The 20,193-nt window shown below is 64.7% G+C and carries 10 protein-coding genes and 3 pseudogenes; 9 read left to right on the forward strand and 4 right to left on the reverse strand.

Annotated features, from left to right (window positions below):
* Positions 1–9: 9 nt before the first annotated feature.
* Positions 10–4,218 (reverse strand): NEL-type E3 ubiquitin ligase domain-containing protein, encoded by a 4,209-nt coding sequence (locus GKC70_RS18380; RefSeq protein ID WP_342649510.1) that lies wholly within the window; start codon positions 4,216–4,218, stop codon positions 10–12.
* 411 nt (positions 4,219–4,629) lie between these two features.
* On the opposite strand from GKC70_RS18380, the gene GKC70_RS18385 reads away from it, so the two are divergent.
* The 6 genes and pseudogenes from GKC70_RS18385 to GKC70_RS18410 all read left to right on the forward strand — a co-directional run bounded on the left by GKC70_RS18385 (position 4,630) and on the right by GKC70_RS18410 (position 11,146).
* Positions 4,630–5,547, forward strand: coding sequence for a glutamate/aspartate ABC transporter substrate-binding protein (locus GKC70_RS18385; RefSeq protein ID WP_342651549.1), 918 nt, complete (start codon positions 4,630–4,632; stop codon positions 5,545–5,547).
* Positions 5,548–5,694: 147 nt separating this feature from the next.
* The gene (locus tag GKC70_RS18390; protein WP_342649511.1) at positions 5,695–6,441 is read left to right on the forward strand and encodes an amino acid ABC transporter permease; all 747 of its coding nucleotides are present in this window, start codon (positions 5,695–5,697) and stop codon (positions 6,439–6,441) included.
* Positions 6,441–7,112 carry an ABC transporter permease subunit gene (locus GKC70_RS18395; RefSeq protein WP_342649512.1) on the forward strand — a complete coding sequence of 224 codons (672 nt, stop codon included), beginning with the start codon at positions 6,441–6,443 and terminating at the stop codon, positions 7,110–7,112. Before GKC70_RS18390 ends, GKC70_RS18395 begins: the two co-directional genes overlap by 1 nt.
* Positions 7,109–7,842: pseudogene (locus GKC70_RS18400) on the forward strand (amino acid ABC transporter ATP-binding protein). The gene GKC70_RS18395 and the pseudogene GKC70_RS18400 overlap by 4 nt, the downstream one beginning before the upstream one ends.
* 60 nt (positions 7,843–7,902) lie before the next feature.
* Positions 7,903–9,807, forward strand: a complete 1,905-nt coding sequence (locus GKC70_RS18405; protein ID WP_342649513.1) for an ATP-binding protein — start codon at positions 7,903–7,905, stop codon at positions 9,805–9,807.
* A 64-nt stretch (positions 9,808–9,871) separates the two neighbouring features.
* Positions 9,872–11,146: a sigma-54 dependent transcriptional regulator gene (locus tag GKC70_RS18410; RefSeq protein WP_342651550.1), complete on the forward strand. Its 1,275-nt coding sequence runs from the start codon at positions 9,872–9,874 to the stop codon at positions 11,144–11,146.
* Between the two features lie 46 nt (positions 11,147–11,192).
* Here the strand turns inward: GKC70_RS18410 and GKC70_RS18415 are convergent.
* Positions 11,193–12,187: pseudogene (locus GKC70_RS18415) on the reverse strand (alpha/beta hydrolase).
* A gap of 195 nt (positions 12,188–12,382) precedes the next feature.
* On the opposite strand from GKC70_RS18415, the gene metR reads away from it, so the two are divergent.
* On the forward strand, positions 12,383–13,300 hold the full coding sequence (gene metR, locus GKC70_RS18420) for a transcriptional regulator MetR (protein WP_039575916.1): 918 nt from the start codon (positions 12,383–12,385) through the stop codon (positions 13,298–13,300).
* Here metR and GKC70_RS18425 read toward each other — a convergent pair.
* Positions 13,284–13,697 (reverse strand): NUDIX domain-containing protein, encoded by a 414-nt coding sequence (locus GKC70_RS18425; RefSeq protein WP_317871229.1) that lies wholly within the window; start codon positions 13,695–13,697, stop codon positions 13,284–13,286. The genes metR and GKC70_RS18425 overlap by 17 nt on opposite strands.
* A gap of 113 nt (positions 13,698–13,810) precedes the next feature.
* Between GKC70_RS18425 and GKC70_RS18430 the strand changes: the two genes are divergently transcribed.
* Positions 13,811–18,109 carry a DEAD/DEAH box helicase gene (locus GKC70_RS18430; RefSeq protein ID WP_342649514.1) on the forward strand — a complete coding sequence of 1,433 codons (4,299 nt, stop codon included), beginning with the start codon at positions 13,811–13,813 and terminating at the stop codon, positions 18,107–18,109.
* A 28-nt stretch (positions 18,110–18,137) separates the two neighbouring features.
* On the opposite strand, the pseudogene GKC70_RS18435 reads toward GKC70_RS18430, so the two are convergent.
* Positions 18,138–18,397 (reverse strand): annotated as a pseudogene (locus tag GKC70_RS18435) (type B 50S ribosomal protein L31).
* A gap of 163 nt (positions 18,398–18,560) precedes the next feature.
* Here GKC70_RS18435 and GKC70_RS18440 point away from each other — a divergent pair.
* Positions 18,561–20,180 carry an FMN-binding glutamate synthase family protein gene (locus GKC70_RS18440; RefSeq protein ID WP_342649515.1) on the forward strand — a complete coding sequence of 540 codons (1,620 nt, stop codon included), beginning with the start codon at positions 18,561–18,563 and terminating at the stop codon, positions 20,178–20,180.
* Positions 20,181–20,193: the final 13 nt, after the last annotated feature.

Raw genomic sequence — 20,193 nt, forward strand, 5'->3', positions numbered from 1 at the left:
CTTCAGACATTAGCTGGTACGGCGCAACGCCTCTTCGGCCAGGGTGCGCAGCAGGCGGTGCTCGGCGATCTCGTACTCATATTTGAGGCCGCGGCTGCGTACCTCGTATGTCCACTCATCGATCGTCTGTCGCTCGACCTGAGACTGCAGCGCCTCCAGACGGCCGTGGAACTGCTCGGCCAGATTGTCGAAACGGATACTGTGCAATTCCCGCGCATGCTTGGCCCAGAACGGTCGCTGAGCGATCGAGTCAGCCAATACGCTCGGAGTCTCCACCGCCAGCACTTCGCGTTGCGCCGCCGCCAGTTGACTGGTGGAGACGTGGGCAAAGCTGTCGTAATGCATCTCGTCATCAGCGATGGGCAGCTCCAGCGGCCGCATCAGCCTGAGTCGGTAAAACAACCGGACCTCGATGTCATCCACCAGCGGCATCGCCTGCTCACGCATCTGGGCGATGTGCCGGGAAGCGATGCGGTCGACTTCGTCGAGTCGAAAAAGGCCGCGACCGAGTTCGACCAGACTTGCTTCGGACCTGGACCCAGGCCCTTGCGCGAGTGCCCGCTCGGCCAGCACGGCCACCTCCATCTGTTCGAGCACCAGCAGCAGCCGATCCTCACAGGTGCCAGGCCCCGCCGCCTCCATGAACAGCCGCTGGCGAAGATCGGCGTGTTGCTCGCACGCCTCGAGAATGCGCCAGACGCGCTTGCGGTAAAACTGTGGGTGGGCATCCATGTCTTCGGTATCCAGGAAGTCGGCGAGGAACCTGAACAGGTCCAATGATCCCGGTTCGTCTTGCAGCGCTGCCCAGATGCCACGACGACGTTCGCGCAGTTGCGTGCTGACATTACCCACCCAGGCATCTCTCAGAGAGATATCGACGACCGAATGCCGGAATGTGGGACTGCCACGCCCGCCAGAGACGTGCCCAGAGGCGCTGTCGGCCAGCGCCTCGCTGGCCTCGTCCAAGGGGTTGTCATGCAAGGCCACCTGCTCCATTTGCTCGCGCAGGTTGATCAGGTCCTGGCGCAATTGGCGAATCCGATTGTCACGCACGTCCACGGTGCCGCGCCAACTGATCCCATCGGGCAAGGACTCCAGTCCGGTATTGCGCAGGCGCACATCGCGCAATCGTCGCAAGTGGGTCAACACCGGGGCCCTCCCCAGCGGATTGTGGCTCAGGTCGAGAAATTCCAGCCCCCGTAGCGCACCCAGAATACGCTCGCTGGCAGCGGTCAGGGTGATCTGGTTGTTGGCCAGACGCAGTACACGCAGGTGCGTCATTTGCCCGATAACCTGCGCAACGGTGTCCAGCCGATTACCGCTGAGGTCCAACTCCACCAGGTTTTCGAAACGCTGGAGAAAGTCATTGTCGATCATCTCGAGCCGCATGTTGCGCAGGCACAGGCGACGGACGTGGGCGAAGCTGATGTCGTCGGGCAGGCTGGGCAGGCTGCCGACCGATTCGCCATCGATGAGCAGGACGAAATCGTCCGACCGATCGGTGACCTTGCGCCGCCAACTGCGCCGAATCGCGTTCGCCACGCGACGACGGCGCAGCGCATCGAGGGGGTTCGACCAGTTTCGCTGCCAGTTCGCCAGCGACTGACGCAGGCGACTCAATTGGTCCTGCAACTGGGTGTAGTGCTCCCACAAACCGATTCCCCGCTGACTAAGAGACTCCAGATACGCATTCAACTGGCTGTCGCTCAGGGTCGGATAGATCTGATGAATGCCACGGCGCAGGGCTTGGCGCTCTCCCCCGCCACGCCCACTGAGCGCATAACCCAAGCGGCCATCGGCAAATCGGCGCGGAGGTGCGAACGCAGGTTGGCGTCCAGTCATGCCCAACAACGAAGCGGCCAGATCGCGATCGATAGTGCTGGCCACTTTCGCCAGCAGTGCGGCCTCGCTCGCCGCACTCTGGCCCAGAATGAGCTTCTGCGGGTCGCTGAGGCAGTGCTGCAATGCACCGATCAGGTGCGGCGACGCGGCATCCACACTACTCGACCGGTATCCGTCGACAGACCGTATGATTGCGCGCACGTCGCGGGCTTCCAAGCGGCCATGACTGGCCAGCAACCGCCCATCGCCGGCTGACTCGCGCACCTCCAGGCGCACCGAATCAGGCCAGGGCGCCAAGCTGTCCAACAAGCCAAGCGCCAGTTGCTCGCTGTCTGGGCCGGCGAGCCACGGCCAGCGCAGGCCGGCACAGGCACGGTCCAAGCGACGCTCACGCAAGGCCCAGCGGGCATGCTCGGCAATGGACAGCGGCACCCGTTGGCGGCGGGTCAGATGTTCGATATCTGCCGTAGCGGCATGCTCCAGCAACTGCCGAGCGGTGCGCAATGTCAGCCCCGGGAAACTGCCCATCAACACGCGCTCGTTAGCGGCGGCTGAGCCCTGACGCAGTCGTTGTTGCTCCTCCAAGGCCGCAGCCTCCAACCCCGGCTGCGCCTCGTGCAGACGATACAGATCCACCAGATCGGCCAGCCGAGCGGGTGCCGCAGCGTTTTCCAGGTGCAAGCGCCGCAACTGGTCCTCGCTCAGGCCGGTGACCTGCAACAGATCCTCGGCAACCCGGTCGGGAAGGTCGGCAAAGCCATCGCCGAATCTGCGCAACAACTGGCGCGGGCCTTGCCAGCACTGCGGCCGTTCAAGCTCATGACGCCAGCCAGACGTGCCATTGTCCTCAACCCGCGGGCTGTAGGCCTCAACGCGTGACGGATGCAGCAGGCGCGCGGAGCCGTCGAGGCTGTCACCGCTCATCACGTAGCGGGTGTGCGCCATGACGATCCCGTCTGCCGCATCGGGCTGGGCGTAGCCGCTCAGTTGCGGATCCATCAGCCGCAGTTCGCCGTTGTCGAGACGAACCGGTGCCAGCGCGTCGACGAAGTCCAGACGTGGCAGCCGTTTGGCGAGCGCGGCGCCGCCCACCGATACGGCCGCACCGAGCGTCAACTGCTCGGCAATGTTCAGGACGTGACCGATAGCGCCCTGCCGATCACCGATCTGCCAGTCCTCGAACCCTTCGAAGACTTCTTTGGCAATCTGCACCACGCCAATGGCCAGCAAGGTCTGGCCCAACAGCGGCACGAACAGCCCGGCCATGCCGAGTACATCCATACCCAGTGACAGGTAATTGTCCAGACGCTCACGTCGATCGTCTTCGTCTTCATCACCAGTGGGTACCGCCAGTATTCGCGCATCATCGAACAGCGTGTCGATGTGCTGCTGGCGCAGGTAAGCGAAGAGTTCGTCCTTGATCGGCAGCGCACGGCCATCCAGCTCCACAGGGTCAGCAGCCGATGACGCAGCTAAACGCGTGCGCAGCGCACCGGCGAACACGGGCCGGTCGCGCTGGCTGACGAATCGCAAGAAGAACGTTTGGTAGCTGTCGTCGCGCAGACTCGCGGCTTGCGCCCGATAGAACGCCTCCCAGGACGCGTGACGCTGCAACGGCCGTGCAGGGTCGCCGGGAATCCACAGCAACACGGCCGCGACATCGGAGCCCCCCGGCTCGCGTACTTCGAACCCGACCACACCGCGCAGGCGCTTGCCGAGCAGATAGGGCTGGCACGGCAGCAGCGTCGCCGCCACGGGGGGCACCACGGGCTTGTGGGCGAACACGGGCAGCAACTGCAGATAACTGGTCTCATCCAGGTCGTCCTTGAGCCTGGAGGCGCGAACATCCACCTCCAGGTTCGACCGCAGACTGTCTTCGAACAGGCGGTTCACCGCCTGGCACCCGACACCGGGCGATCGATCGTCGCCCTGATCAGGACGCAGACGCTGTTGCAGCAGCGACTGATACGCCTTGCCCACATCCAACTGACGACACAACCCTGCGAACGCTTCGAAGCCCATCGGCAACGCCTTGCCCTGCGCATCGCGCAACAGCCCCGAACGCAGGAAGCTCGGCCGCGTCTCGGCGACATGAAAGTTGTGCAGTAGCGCCCCTAGCAGTGACTGGCGCGAGACATGCGGATAGAACGGGCCTGGCAAACTGTTGCCGACTGACGGCGCCTTCAACTGTCGAGTGATGCGCAGCGTGGCGCGGCGCACATCCAGGCTGGGCACGCCTCTGGACGCGAGGGCCTGCACCAGGCGCTGCTCGGCGAAGGCATCGAGCGCAGGGATCGAGCGAAGCAGGACCTTCAGCCGTTCGGCATGCAACTGCTGACTGCGCAGAGCGCGGCGAAACGCTGTGAGATGCTCCACACTGGCGCCCATAAGCCAGGGGGCATGCGCGAGGCGATGAGGGTGTCGATGGACTGAGGTTCTAGGGCGAATGTCATGGGGGTGGCTCGCTGGTGGAAACCTGCAGCACACCCCAATCGCTGGAAAGCAAGGTGGTATCGGGATGGTGCCAGCCACCGGAAAACCGTGGAGCCTCGGTCGGCTTTCCGAACGCGAACCCACATAGCAATCGGAATCCCGTACGCGCCCGCACCAAAGTGATCGTCAGAAAAGACTAATTCCAAGCAAATTCGAGGCGTTATGATCGATATCAGAGTTTGGCACGAGTCATGCTCTACACTTGGAAGCCGAACGCATACCACACTGGTGTGTTCGTTGAACGAAGAGTCCGCCAACGGCTCCATAAGAAAAACAAACGTCGAGGAAAATTTGATGCGTATCGTTCGTCAATTGCTGGGCGCTGCAATCGCCGCCGCCGTCATCGCTTCGCCGGTCATGGCCGAAGAGCTGACCGGCACGCTCAAGAAGATCAAGGATTCCGGCACCATCAGCCTGGGTCATCGCGACTCTTCCATTCCCTTCTCGTACCTAACGGGCGGCAAAGTTCCTCAGGGTTACTCCCATGATGTCCAACTGGCCGTGGTCGAGGCGCTGAAAAAGCAGCTTGGCACCGATATCAAGGTCGATTACAAGCTCGTCACTTCCCAGAACCGCATCCCGCTGGTGCAGAACGGCACCGTTGACCTGGAGTGCGGCTCCACCACCAACAACGTCGAACGCCAGCAACAAGTTGGCTTTACCGTGGGCATCTTCGAAGTCGGCACTCGCTTGCTGACCAAGGCCAAGGACGGTCAGCCGGCGTACAAAGACTTCCCGGACCTGGCGGGCAAGAACGTCGTCACCACCGCGGGCACCACCTCTGAGCGTCTGCTCAAAGCGATGAACGCCGAGAAAAACATGAAGATGAACGTGGTCTCCGCCAAGGACCACGGTGAAGCCTTCAAAATGCTCGAAAGCGGTCGTGCCGTCGCCTTCATGATGGACGACGCCCTGCTGGCCGGTGAAATGGCCAAGGCCAAGAAGCCATCCGATTGGACGATCACCGGCACGCCACAGTCGTACGAAATCTATGGCTGCATGGTGCGCAAGGACGATGCCCAGTTCAAGAAAGCAGTGGATGACGCCATCATCGCCTACTTCAAATCCGGTGACGTCGATAAGAGCTTCAAAAAATGGTTCGAGGAGCCGATTCCGCCGAAGGGTCTGAATATGCAATTCCCAATGAGCGACGAACTGAAAAAGCTGATTGCCGAGCCTACCGACAAGGCTGCGGACGAAAAGAAGTCCTGACCTCCAGTAGCTAGTGGCCTGGTGCTCCAACGCACCGCAATCGATCCGACAGGCCACTCATTAGTGTCTAACCTTTACTTCCAAGGGCGCCTGCGCCCTTGGAAGTTCAAAGGTGCCCGTGAAACAACCGTCTGAGGGGAAATCCCGATGAATTACAACTGGGACTGGGGCGTTTTCTTCAAGTCCACCGGCGTGGGCGACGAAATCTACCTGGACTGGTACATCACCGGTCTGGGCTGGACCATTGCCATCGCCGTTTCAGCCTGGATCATCGCCTTGCTGCTGGGATCGCTGCTGGGCGTGATGCGTACCGTGCCGAATCGCCTCGTATCGGGCATCGCCACCGCTTATGTGGAACTGTTCCGCAACGTACCGCTGCTGGTGCAGTTGTTCATCTGGTACTTCCTAGTACCGGACCTGCTGCCCGAAGGCCTGCAGGAATGGTTCAAGCAGGATCTCAACCCGGCCACCTCGGCACTGATCAGCGTAGTCATCTGCCTGGGCCTGTTCACCGCCGCGCGCGTGTGCGAGCAGGTACGCACCGGCATCCAGGCCCTGCCCCGCGGACAGGAATCGGCCGGGCGGGCGATGGGCTTCAGCCTGACGCAGATCTACATGAACGTGCTGCTGCCGCAAGCCTATCGGATCATCATCCCGCCGCTCACTTCCGAATTCCTCAACGTGTTCAAGAATTCGTCGGTAGCGTCGTTGATCGGCCTGATGGAGTTGCTGGCACAGACCAAGCAAACCGCCGAGTTCTCCGCCAACCTGTTCGAGGCCTTTACCCTGGCCACGCTGATCTACTTCACCTTGAACATGAGCTTGATGCTGCTCATGCGCTTGATCGAGAGGAAAGTCGCCGTGCCGGGCCTGATTTCCGTGGGAGGTAAATGATGGACCTGGATTTCAGTGAAATCATCCCCGCACTGCCAGCCTTGTGGGATGGCATGCTGATCACCCTGCAACTGATGGTCATGGGCGTGGTCGGCGGTATCGTGCTGGGCACCTTGCTGGCGCTGATGCGCCTGTCCTCGAGCAAGCTGATGGCCAACCTGGCAGGGGCCTATGTCAACTACTTCCGCTCGATCCCACTGCTGCTGGTAATCACCTGGTTCTACCTGGCCGTGCCCTTCGTGTTGCGCTGGATCACCGGTGAAGACACCCCGATCGGCGCCTTCACCTCCTGCGTCGTGGCCTTCATGATGTTCGAGGCTGCCTACTTCTGCGAAATCGTGCGCGCCGGTGTGCAGTCGATCTCCAAAGGCCAGATGGGCGCCGCCCAAGCCCTGGGGATGACCTACGGACAGTGCATGCGCCTGATCATCCTGCCCCAGGCATTTCGCAAGATGACGCCGTTGCTGCTGCAGCAGAGCATTATCCTGTTCCAAGACACCTCACTGGTGTACACCGTGGGGCTGATCGACTTCCTCAACTCGGCACGCGCCAACGGCGACATCATCGGGCGCTCCCACGAGTTCCTGATCTTTGCCGGTGTCGTGTACTTCATCATCAGTTTCTCCGCCTCCTGGTTGGTCAAGCGCCTGCAAAAAAGGATCACCGTATGATTTCCATCAAGAACGTCAACAAGTGGTACGGGACTTCCAGGTACTGACCGACTGCACCACCGAAGTCAAGAAAGGCGAAGTGGTGGTGGTCTGCGGCCCGTCCGGCTCGGGCAAGTCCACCCTGATCAAGTGCGTCAACGCGCTGGAGCCCTTCCAGAAGGGCGACATCGTGGTCGACGGCACCTCGATCGCCGACCCGAAGACCAACCTGCCGAAGCTGCGCTCGCGGGTCGGCATGGTGTTCCAGCACTTCGAGCTGTTCCCGCACCTGTCGATCACCGAGAACCTGACCATCGCCCAGCGTAAGGTGCTCGGGCGCAGCGAAGCCGAAGCCACCAAGAAAGGCTTGGCCCTGCTCGACCGCGTGGGCCTGGGCGCCCACGCCAAGAAGCACCCCGGTCAGCTTTCCGGCGGTCAGCAACAGCGCGTGGCGATTGCCCGGGCGCTGTCGATGGACCCGATCGTCATGCTGTTCGACGAACCGACCTCGGCGCTGGACCCGGAAATGGTCAACGAGGTGCTGGACGTGATGGTCGAGTTGGCCCATGAGGGCATGACCATGATGTGCGTCACCCATGAAATGGGCTTCGCACGCAAGGTCGCCAACCGGGTCATTTTCATGGACAAGGGCCACATCATCGAGGACTGCCAGAAGGAAGACTTCTTCGGTAAACCCGAAGCGCGCCATGAACGCACCCAGCACTTCCTCAGCAAGATCCTGCAGCACTGATGCGCCAGGCGTGCGCCGTCCGCCAAGGCGGCGCACGCTGGTGGTGACAAGGCCACTGTGATGAAATGCGATCCCTCGCTTCTTCGCCCTGCACAGCCTGCCGTGAAATCCCGCCTGATCCGCCAACTGTTTCTACCGCCTCTGATCATCCTGCTGATGGTCGGCCTAGGGTCGGTCGGCTACATGATCAGCGAGAGCAACGGCATCCGCGCCCTCAGCGAGAACGGCGAACGCCAGCTCGAGCTGCATGCGCGCACGGTCGAGAGCGAAATCAGCAAGTACACCTACTTGCCCAGCCTGCTGGAACTCGAAGACAGCGTTTCGCAATTGCTCGCCGACCCCGACGGCGGTCCACGCCAGGCGGTCAACGAATACCTCGAAGGCCTGAACCGGCGCAGCCGCAGCCGGGCCATCTATGTGCTGGACACCAACGGCCGGGTCCAGGCCACCAGCAACTGGCGCGACCCCGACTCCTTCTTGGGTGAAGACCTGGCCTTCCGCGCCTATTTCCAAGATGCCGTGCGCGGCCAACCAGGGCGCTTCTACGGCATCGGCAGCACCACTGGCGAGGCCGGCTATTACCTGGCCCACGGCCTGGAGGAGCACGGTCGGATCATCGGTGTGGCGGTGATCAAGGTGCGCCTGGACACGCTGGAGGAGCGCTGGCAGCGCGCGCGCCTGGAAGCCTTCGTCAGCGACGAGAACGGCATCATCATTCTTTCCAGCGATCCGGCGCGCCGGCTCAAATCGGTCCGCCCGCTGACCCCTCAGGTCAAGGAGGACCTGGCGCGCAGCCTGCAGTACTACTGGTGGCCGCTCAACGAGCTGCACCCTCTGGCGCGCGAAGCCCTGGGCGATGGCGTGGAGAAGCTCACCTTCCCGGTCAGCCGCGACAGCGGCCAGGACGCCAGCCACGAAGTCACCTACCTGGCACAGACCCGACGTCTGGCCGATACGCCATGGCACTTCACCCTGCTCACCCCGTTGCAGGACTTGCACCGCGAGTCGATGATCCAGGGCATCCTGGTAGGCGTCGCCTTCGCCCTGCTGGCGATCCTCGGCATCGCCTGGAACGAGCGGCGCAAGGTGATCGCCACCCGCCTGGCAGCCCGCGAAGCACTGGAAGAAGCCAACAGCCAGTTGGAACGGCGGATCGCCGAGCGTACCGCCGACCTGCGCGCCAGCAACGAGCGGCTCAAAGGTCAGATCCGCGAACGCCGTCATGCCGAACAAACCTTGCGTCACGCCCAGGACGAGTTGGTCCAGGCCGGCAAGCTGGCCGCCATTGGACAGATGTCCACCAGCATCGCCCACGAGCTCAACCAGCCACTGGCGGCGCTGCGCACGCTCTCGGGCAATACCGTGCGCTTCCTCGAACGCGGCGCCCTGGACACCGCCAGCACCAATCTGCGCACCATGAACGACCTGATCGACCGCATGGGCCGGATCACCGCGAGTCTGCGCTCCTTCGCCCGCCGCGGCGAAGACAGCGGCCTGGCGTCGCTCGATAGCGCGGTGGAGGCCACCTTGCAGGTGCTGGCCAACCGTATCGGTGCCTGCGGCCTGCAATTGCACCGCGATTTCGACGACCAGGCACTGGCCATCGACCAGACCCGGCTGGAACAGATCCTGGTCAACCTGATCGGCAACGCGCTGGACGCCATGACTGCCCAAGCCCACCCGCAACTGTGGCTGGAGGGCGAACTGGCCGGCGACCGCTACCGCCTGCGGGTACGCGACAATGGCCACGGCATCGACCATGAAGCGCGCAAACACCTGTTCGAACCCTTCTTCACCACCAAACCGGGCGAGCACGGCCTGGGCCTGGGGCTGACGCTGTCGGCCAGCCTGGCCGCTGCGGCCAAAGGCGCCCTGAGCGTCGAACACCCTGCCGGCGGCGGCACCGCGTTCGTCCTCAGCCTGCCGCTGGCAACGCCCGCCACCGACTCGGCCGATACACCATGAATGAAGAGTCCCCATGACCCCAGCTCCCCTGACCGTCCTGATCGTCGAAGACGACCCCCACGTGCTGCTCGGCTGCCAGCAAGCGCTGGCGCTGGAGGACATCGCCTGCGAAGGCGTGGGCAGCGCCGAACAGGCGCTGGAACGTATCGGCGACGATTTCGCCGGTATCGTCGTCAGCGACATCCGTCTACCCGGCATCGATGGCCTGGAGCTGCTCAACCGTCTCAAGGCCCGCGACCGCAGCCTGCCGGTAGTGCTGATCACCGGCCACGGCGATATCGACATGGCGGTCGGTGCGATGCGCAACGGTGCCTACGACTTCATGGAAAAGCCGTTCTCGCCGGAGCGGCTGGTAGACGTGGTGCGCCGCGCGCTGGAGCAGCGCGGGCTGTCACGCGAAGTGGTGGCCTTGCGTAAGCAGTTGGCGGGCCAGGGCTCGCTGGAGGCGCGCATCATCGGCCGCTCGCCGGCCATGCAGGCGCTGCGCGAGCTGATCGCCAACGTCGCCGATACCTCGGCCAACGTACTGATCGAGGGCGAGACCGGCACCGGCAAGGAATTGGTCGCGCGTTGCCTGCACGATTTCAGCCGCCGTCAGAGCGCGCCGTTCGTGGCCCTGAACTGCGGCGGTCTGCCGGAGAACCTGTTCGAGAGCGAAATTTTCGGCCACGAAGCCAACGCCTTCACCGGCGCCGGCAAGCGGCGCATCGGCAAGATCGAGCACGCCAATGGCGGCACGCTGTTTCTCGACGAGGTCGAGAGCATGCCCGTCAACCTGCAGATCAAGCTACTGCGCGTACTACAGGAGCGCACGCTCGAACGGCTGGGCTCGAACCAGAGCATCCCGGTGGACTGCCGGATAATTGCCGCCACCAAGTCTGACCTCGACGCGCTGGGCTCCACGGGGCAGTTCCGCAGCGACCTGTACTACCGCCTCAACGTGGTTACGCTCGAGCTGCCGCCACTGCGCGAACGCCGCGAAGACGTCCTCCAGTTGTTCGAACATTTCCTCCAGCAGTCAGCGCTGCGCTTCGATCGTGAAGCGCCGCAATTGGACAGCCAGACCCTGTCGCGGCTAATGGCCCACGACTGGCCAGGCAATGTGCGCGAGCTGCGCAACGTCGCCGAGCGTTACGCGCTGGGACTGCCAGCGTTCAAGAAACCCGGCGCCGGCGGCAGCCAGGGCCTGGGCTTTGCCGAGGCAGTCGAAGCCTTCGAGCGCAATCTGCTCAGCGATGCCTTGCAGCGCACCGGGGGTAACCTCAGCCAGGCCAGCCAGGAGCTGGGCATGGCCAAGACCACGTTGTTCGACAAGGTGAAGAAATACGGTCTGGGCTGAGCGCATCTCACCGACGGCGCGGCCCCAGGCCTAGACGCCAGCCCGCTCAAAGCCCGGCGATGTGCGCCGTTTCCTGGCGATGCGACTTCAGATACGGCAGTACCGCCGCCAGCAGCGGCGCCTTGAACGGCTCCTGGAATCGGTGCGCCAAGCCCGGAATCAAGCGCAGTTGACTGCCCTGGATGTGCGCGGCCAAGTGCACGCCGTGCATCACCGGCAGCAACGGATCGGCCGTGCCATGCACCACCAGCGTCGGCACCCGCAGGCGGTTGAGCAGTTGTACCCGGCTCGGCTCGGCCAGAATCGCCATGATCTGGCGCTTGACCCCCTCCGGATTGAACGCCCGGTCGTAAGCCTGCGCGGCCTGCTGCAACAACACCGCGCGGTCATCGTGTACCGCTGGGCTGCCCAGTGCCGCCAACAAGTCGGCCTGCTGCTCCAGCGCGACCTCGCGGCTCGGTGCGCTGCGCCGGGCGAGCAATTGCACCAACGCCGCGCTCGGCGCCGGCAGGCCCTGGGCGCCGGAGCTGGACATGATCAAGGTCAGGCTACGTACCCGTTGCGGCGCCATGGCCGCCAGATGCTGGGCGATCATGCCGCCCATGCTCACACCCAGCACATGGAACTGCTCGATACCCAGCGCATCCATCAGCCCGAGGCCGTCACCGGCCATGTCAGTCAGGCTATAAGGCGCAGCCACTGGCAGCCCCAGCTTGTAGCGCAGCAGTTCGACGGTGAGGTTGGCCGAGGCCGGCGGCTGGTTCCAGCGCGACAGACCGACATCGCGGTTGTCGTAGCGAATCACCCGAAAGCCCTGGCGGCACAACGCCTCGACCACGTCGTCCGGCCAGTGGATCAGTTGCCCGCCCAGGCCCATCACCAGCAGCAGTGCCGGATCGCCCGGCGTACCGACGCTCTGGTAGACCAGGCTCACCCCCCCAGCTCGGCGCGCTGCACCGGCACCTGGGCATCGCAACGCCCTGCAGCGAAACCGGCCGGCCCCCCGCACAGCAGCAGAACAATAATCAGAAAGTACCGCATGGACAGAAACACCAGAATGCAAATCCCCAGTAGAGCGCGAGTCTGATGAAATCCGTTAAAGCGCGCTGCCACAGTTGCGTGACAGTTTGATTAAGGTCGCTGAACGGTCATGAATCCTGCAGTCGACACACCGCGCAACATGAGGGAAACTCAACCCCATCTGATTTTCCTCAAAATTTGCTCACGGAGCTGCACGTGCTGGAAATCCGTCACCTGAAAACCCTTCATGCCTTGCGCGAGGCCGACAGCCTTGTGGAGGCTGCCGAGCGCCTGCACCTGACCCAGTCGGCGCTGTCGCATCAGTTCAAAGAACTGGAAGAACGTCTTGGCATGCAACTGTTCGTGCGCAAGACCAAACCGATCCGCTTCACCAGCGCCGGCCTGCGCCTGCTGCAACTGGCCGACGCCACGCTGCCGCTGCTGCGCGGTGCCGAACGCGACATCGCGCGCCTGGCCGGCGGCACCGCCGGTCGCCTGCACATGGCCATCGAGTGCCACAGTTGCTTCCAGTGGCTGATGCCGACCATCGATCAATTCCGCGACGCCTGGCCGGAGGTGGAGCTGGACCTGGCTTCGGGTTTCGCTTTCGCTCCGCTGCCGGCGCTGGCCCGTGGCGACCTCGACCTGGTGGTGACTTCCGACCCGCTGGACCTGGCCGGCATCACCTACGTGCCGCTGTTCACCTACGAGGCCATGCTCGCGGTGGCCAATCAGCACGCGCTGGCGACCAAGCCCTACATCGTGCCGGAAGACTTGGTCGACCAGACACTCATCACCTACCCGGTGGAACGCGATCGGCTGGACATCTTCACCCGCTTCCTGGAGCCGGCGGACATCGAACCGGCCGCCGTGCGCACTTCGGAACTGACCGTGATGATGATGCAACTGGTGGCCAGCGGCCGTGGCGTGTGCGGCATGCCCCACTGGGCCTTGCACGAGTACAGTTCGCGCGGCTACGTGAAGGGCAAGCGCCTGGGCGACAAGGGCCTGTTCGCCACGCTCTATGCTGCCGTGCGCACCGACATGCTCGATGCGCCGTACATGCGCGACTTTCTGCTGACGGCCAAGGACACCTCGTTCGCCACCCTCGATGGGGTCAGCGCGGTGCGTTGAGGGCGTCGCGCCACAGCGGCAGAATCAGGTCGCGGGTCAAGGGCGCGAGGGTCAGGGCGCTGGCCTGGTCGGCGGCCAGCCACTGCACTTCCTCGATTTCCGCCGCAGGCGTCACCGCCTCGGCGCAGTGAACGCGAAACAGCTCGGCCTGGACCTCGAAACCCGGCTCATTGGCCGCTGGCGCGCTGAAACGGCCCAGGTGCACCGCCTGCTCGGGATCGATGTGCAGGCCCAGTTCTTCGTGCAGTTCGCGCGCCAAGGCCTGCACCGCCGTTTCGCCCGCGTCGATCTTGCCACCGGGTTGCATGAAGGCCTGGGTGCCGCGTTTGCGCACCAGCAAGGTCCGGCCGGCCGGATCGATGAGCAGGGCAGCGGCGATAGGGATGATCTGGGACATGGGCAGGGCTTCCTCAACGACGGGGCGGGGAGGATACCCGAAAAGGCCCCGTACGCTTCAAGCCAGACGAACGGCCCCTTGCCAAGCGGGCGTTCAGTCGCCATAAACGGGGCATGAACCTGCCCGAATCGCACCACCCGGCGCTCGACCTGTTCCACCCCGCGGTGGCCCAGTGGTTCGGGCAACGCTTCGCCACGGTCACCGCTGCCCAGGCCCGCGCCTGGCCGTTGATCCACGCCGGGCAGTCGATGCTGCTGGCCGCCCCCACCGGCTCGGGCAAGACCCTCAGCGCCTTTCTCGCCGTGCTCGACGAACTGTTCCGCCAAGGCCTGGCGCTCGGCGGCGAGTTGCCCGCGCACACCCAAGTCGTCTACCTCTCGCCGCTCAAGGCGCTGTCCAACGATATCCGCCTGAACCTGCAGGCGCCGCTGGAAGGCATTGCCCAGACGCTCGCCGACCTGGGGTTGCACGCGCCGCAGATCACCACCGCCGTGCGCACCGGCGACACCCCTCAGAAAGACCGCGCCGCCATGCGCCGGCGCGCGCCGCACATCCTGGTGACCACGCCCGAGTCGCTCTACGTGCTGCTTGGCTCGGCGTCCGGGCGCGCCGGGCTGACCCAGGTGCACACGGTGATCGTCGACGAGATCCATGCCCTGGCCGGCAATAAGCGCGGCTGCCACCTGGCGCTGAGCCTGGAGCGTCTGCAAGCCCTGAGCGGACGGGCGCTGCGGCGAATAGGATTGTCGGCCACGCAACGTCCCATCGAGCGGGTCGCGCAGTTCCTGGTCGGGCATGAACGACCCTGCGCCATCGTCGACGTCGGCCATACCCGTGCGCGCGACCTGGCCATCGAGGTGCCGCCGGTGCCGCTGGGTGCGGTAATGGCCAACGATGTCTGGGACCTGGTCTACGACCGCCTCGCCACCTTGGCCCGCGAGCACCGCACCACGCTGGTGTTCGTCAACACCCGACGGCTGGCCGAGCGCCTGACCCGCCACCTGAGCGAGCGCCTCGGCCAGGACCAGGTGGCCGCCCACCACGGCAGCTTGGCCAAGGAGCACCGGCTGGCGGCAGAACAGCGATTGAAAGCCGGCGAGTTGCGGTTGTTGGTGGCCACCGCCTCGCTGGAGCTGGGTATCGATATCGGCGAGGTCGACCTGGTGTGTCAGATCGCCTCGCCCGGCTCCATCGCTGCTTTCCTGCAACGCGTGGGCCGCTCGGGGCATCAGGTCGATGGCACTCCCAAGGGCCGACTGTTCGCGACCTCCCGCGACGACCTGATCGAATGTGCGGCCCTGCTCGACTGCGTACAGCGTGGCGAGCTCGATGCCCTGCACCTGCCAGAAGCCCCGCTGGATGTCCTGGCCCAACAGATCATCGCCGAAGTCAGCAACCAGCCGTGGCCCGAGCAGGCGCTGCTGGACTGCCTGCGCGCAGCCACGCCGTACGCCGCGCTCAGCGATGAACGCTACCAGGCGGTGCTGCGCATGCTCGCCGAGGGCTACAACAGCCGCCAGGGTGTGCGCAGCGCGTACCTGCACCGCGACGCCGTCAGCGGCACCTTGCGCGGTCGGCGTGGCAGCCAGCTGGTCGCTCTGACCAGCGGCGGCACCATTGCGCAGACCGCCGACTACGCCGTGCTGCTCGAGCCCCAGGCGCTGAACATCGGCAGCGTCAACGAGGATTTCGCGGTGGAGAGCCTCGCCGGCGACATCTTCCAGTTGGGCAACGCCTCCTACCGCATTCTGCGGATCGAGCCAGGCCGCGTGCGGGTCGAAGACGCCCAGGGGCTGGCGCCGAACATCCCGTTCTGGATCGGCGAAGCGCCGGGACGCAGCGACGAGCTGTCGGCGGCGGTGGCACGTCTGCAACAGGGCCTGGATGCGCAGTTGCAACGCCAGGCCGACGACCCCGACGCCGCCCTGAACTGGCTCATGACGCATTACGCATTGGGCGAGGACAGCGCCCGTCAGTTGCTCGACTACCTGGGGCGGACCTGGCACGTGCTCGGCGCCCTGCCCTCGCAGCAGACGCTGGTGATGGAGCGCTTCTTCGATGAATCCGGCGGCACCCAACTGATCATTCACGCCCCCTTCGGCAGCCGCATCAATCGCGCCTGGGGCCTGGCCCTGCGCAAGCGCTTCTGCCGCACCTTCAACTTCGAGCTGCAAGCGGCGGCCAGCGAAGATGCCCTCGTGCTGTCGTTGTCCACCAGCCATAGCTTCGAACTGGACGAGGTGTGGCGCTACCTCTCCAGCCGCAGCGCCGAGTCGATCCTGATCCAGGCGCTGCTCGACGCGCCGCTGTTCGGTGTGCGCTGGCGCTGGAACGCTGCCACGGCGATGGCGCTGCCGCGCTACGTCGGCGGGCGCAAAGTGGCCCCGCAGATCCAGCGGATGAAGAGTGAAGACCTGGTGGCGTCGGTCTTTCCCGACCAGATCGCCTGCGTGGAAAACCTGGTCGGCGAACGCCAGGTGCCGGACCATCCTCTGGTGCAGCAGACGCTGGACGACTGCCTGCACGACGCCATGGACAGCGAGGGCTGGCTGGCCTTGCTGCGGCGCATGGAGCGCGGCGAAGTGCGCTTGCTCGCCCGTGATCTGCCAGCCCCGTCGCCCCTGGCCTCGGCCATCCTCAACGCGCGGCCCTATGCCTTTCTCGACGACGCGCCGCTGGAAGAACGGCGCACCCAGGCGGTGCTCAATCGACGCTGGAGCGACGTGCACAGCGCCGATGACTTGGGCGCCCTGGATGCCGAGGCGATTCACGCCGTCGCAATCGAGGCCTGGCCGCAGCCGCGTGACGCCGATGAACTGCACGAAGCGCTGATGAGCCTGGGCGTGCTCACCACCGACGAGGTGCAGGCCAACCCAGGCTGGGACGCCCTGCTTGCGGACTTGACCCACGGGGGGCGTGCCTGTCGCCTGGAGACGGCCGACCTAGAACTGTGGCTGCCCCGTGAGCGACTCAAGGCGCTGACGACCTTGTACCCCGGCGCCGTCCTGACGCCTGCGGTGCAGGCCCTGCCGGGCTTCGACCAGCCTGTCGCTGCCGACGACGCCCTGTGCGAGTTGCTGCGCGCCCGCCTCAGTGGCTTCGGCCCACAGACGCTGGCGCAGATCGCCGAGCCCTTGGGTCTGCGCGAAACCCAAGTGGAACAGGGCCTGGCACGACTGGAAGGCGAAGGCTATCTGCTGCGCGGACACTTCAGCCCCGCGCAACCGGCCTTGCAGTGGTGCGAACGGCATCTGCTGGCGCGGATTCATCGTTATACGGTCAAGCGTCTGCGTCGGGAGATCGAGCCGGTCAGCCTGCAGGACTTCATGCGTTTTCTGTTCGACTGGCAGCACCTGAGCGTCGACGAACGCTTGCGCGGTCCCCAGGCCGTGACCGTGGTACTGGCGCAACTCGAAGGCTTCCCTTGCGCGGCCGGGGCCTGGGAAGCGGACGTGCTGCCCACCCGTATCGGCGACTACAGCCCACATTGGCTGGATGACGCCTGCCGCAGCGGTCAGTGGGCCTGGACCCGGCTCACCGGTAGCGTGTCGAGCAGCACGCTGTCGAGCACGCCGCTGGTGTTGCTGCCACGCGAACGCCTGGGCCTGTGGCGCAGCCTGACCTGCGGCGCCGATCCCGACACGCTGGGGCCGCGGGCGCAGCGCGTGCACCAGGCCTTGCAGGCGCACGGCGCCTTGTTCTTCGACGAACTCGTCGATGAGGCGCGCCTGTTGCCCAGCGAATTGGAGACGGCGCTGCAGGAACTGGTCGGCTCAGGACTGGCCGCAGCCGACGGCTTCAGCGGCTTGCGCAGCCTGATCACGCCCGTGGGCAGGCGCACCGCGCGGCATGGCCGGCGCAGCCATGCGTCCTTCGCCAGCCCCATGCTCCAGGCCGGGCGCTGGTCATTGCTGCGCCGTGGCAGCCTCGAACAGGACAACGACGAGCGCCTTGAGTACATCGCCCGCGTGTTGCTGCGCCGCTATGGCGTGATCTGCTGGCGCCTGCTGGAGCGTGAAAGCGAACTGCTGCCGCCCTGGCGCGATCTGCTGCGCTGCTATCACCGACTGGAAGCGCGCGGGGAAATCCGTGGCGGTCGCTTCATCGCCGGGCTCGCTGGCGAGCAATTCGCCCTGCCCGAAGCCGTGGCCTCGTTGCGCCAGGTACGCCGGCGCGAGGCGAAGGGTGAGGGGGTGATGGTCAGCGGCAGCGACCCGTTGAATCTGCTCGGCACGTTACTGCCGGGCACCAAGCTGCCAGCGCTGAGCGCCAATCGCCTGCTCTACCGCGACGGCGTACCGGTGGCGGTGCGAGCAGGCGGTACGTTCCGCTGCCTGGTCGAGGCCACCGGCGAGGAGCAAAACGCGTGGCGCCAGCACGTGCTGCGCGGCGCCCCGATACGCAATCCCTGACCGGCTCGACGCGGCGGCGGGTGCGCGCTTATTTCGCCTGCCCGGCAAACCCGGCAAAGCGCTTGTTGAACCCGGCCACACGCCCCTCGACCGTGGTCTTACGCTGCTGGCCGGTGTACACCGGGTGCGATGCGCTGGACACATCCAGCGCCACGTAGGGGTAGGTCTGGCCATCGGTGTGCCGATGCGTGCGGTCGGTCTCGACCGTCGAGCCAATCAGGAAGAATGCGTCCGCTGCCGTGTCGTGGAACAGCACGGGCGGTAATCGGGATGGATGCCTGCTTTCATGGAAGTAACCCTCGGATAGAAAGAGATACTTTATAACATAATATTTTGAGAATGATTTTTGATACCGAAGATTTCATTTGCTCGTGCTACCTCAGACTGGCCAATGCTTGCCGCGGCGGGCTAAGGTCGAGGTTCGACCGAAGCATTCGCAAGGGAATTTCGCATGAGTCTGTCACTTCTGAGCCGTTACGCTGTGTTCGCCGGGTGCGTGCTGTTCACCCTGGCCAGCCTGCCCTTCCTGCATCACGAATGGTTGTGGCCCTTCACCCTGACCACCGCCGTGCTCAGCCTGCTTGGCCTGTTCGACCTGCTGCAGACGCGCCACGCGGTGCGCCGCAATTACCCGATCCTTGGCAACATCCGTTACCTGGTCGAGGGCATCCGCCCCGAGATCCGCCAGTACCTGCTGGAATCGGACAGCGACGCGCTGCCCTTCTCCCGCGCCCAGCGTTCGCTGGTCTACGCCCGGGCCAAGAACGAGGCCTCGGACAAACCCTTCGGCACGCTCATCGATGTCTACGAGTCCGGCTTCGAGTTCATCGGCCACTCGATGCGTCCGGCACCGTTGGCCGATCCGGCGAGCTTTCGCATCGACATCGGCGGGCCGCAGTGCAGCCAACCCTACTCGGCGTCGATCTTCAACATCTCGGCGATGAGCTTCGGCTCACTGAGCGCCAACGCGATCCGCGCCCTCAACCAAGGCGCGCACCTGGGCAACTTCGCCCATGACACCGGCGAGGGCAGCATCAGCCCCTACCACCGCGAACACGGCGGCGACCTGGTCTGGGAACTGGGCAGCGGCTACTTCGGCTGCCGCAGCGCCGACGGTCAGTTCGATCCGGCGCGCTTCGCCGAACAGGCGGCCAACCCACAGGTGCGCATGATCGAAATCAAGATGAGCCAGGGCGCCAAGCCCGGTCACGGCGGCATCCTGCCCAAGCACAAGGTCACCCAGGAAATTGCCGACACGCGCGGCATCGCCATGGGCGAGGACTGCATCTCGCCCTCGCGCCACAGCGCCTTTTCCACGCCCATCGAGATGATGCAGTTCATCGCCACGCTGCGCGAGCTGTCGGGCGGCAAGCCGGTCGGGTTCAAGTTCTGCCTGGGCCATCCGTGGGAATTCATGGGCATCGCCAAGGCCATGCTGGAGACCGGCATCCTGCCCGACTTCATCGTCGTCGACGGCAAGGAAGGTGGCACCGGTGCAGCGCCGGTGGAATTCACCGACCACATCGGCGTGCCGTTGCGCGAGGGGCTGCTGTTCGTGCACAACACCCTGGTGGGCCTGAACCTGCGTGACAAGATCAAGCTCGGTGCCAGCGGCAAGATCGTCAGCGCCTTCGATATCGCCAGCGTGCTGGCCATTGGCGCCGACTGGGCCAACTCGGCACGCGGCTTCATGTTCGCCATCGGCTGCATTCAGTCGCAGAGCTGCCACACCAACAAATGCCCCACCGGCGTCGCCACCCAGGACACCCTGCGCCAACGCGCGCTGGTGGTGCCGGACAAAGCCCAGCGTGTGCTCAATTTCCACCACAACACCCTGCGCACGCTGGCCGAAATGCTGGCCGCCGCCGGCCTCGAGCATCCGGCGCAATTGGAGGCCAAGCATTTGGTACGGCGTATCAGCGCAACCGAGATCAAGCTGTTCTCGCAGATGCACGTGTTCCTCAAGCCCGGCGAGTTGCTGACCGGCGAAGTGGACGGCCAGTTCTACTCGCGGATGTGGCAGCTCGCCCGTGCCGACAGCTTCGAGCCGCACAGCGAAATCGCCGCCTGAGGCATACCCGTCC

The sequence above is a fragment of the Pseudomonas sp. REB1044 genome, assembly GCF_038813925.1.
Lineage (GTDB): Bacteria > Pseudomonadota > Gammaproteobacteria > Pseudomonadales > Pseudomonadaceae > Aquipseudomonas > Aquipseudomonas boreofloridensis.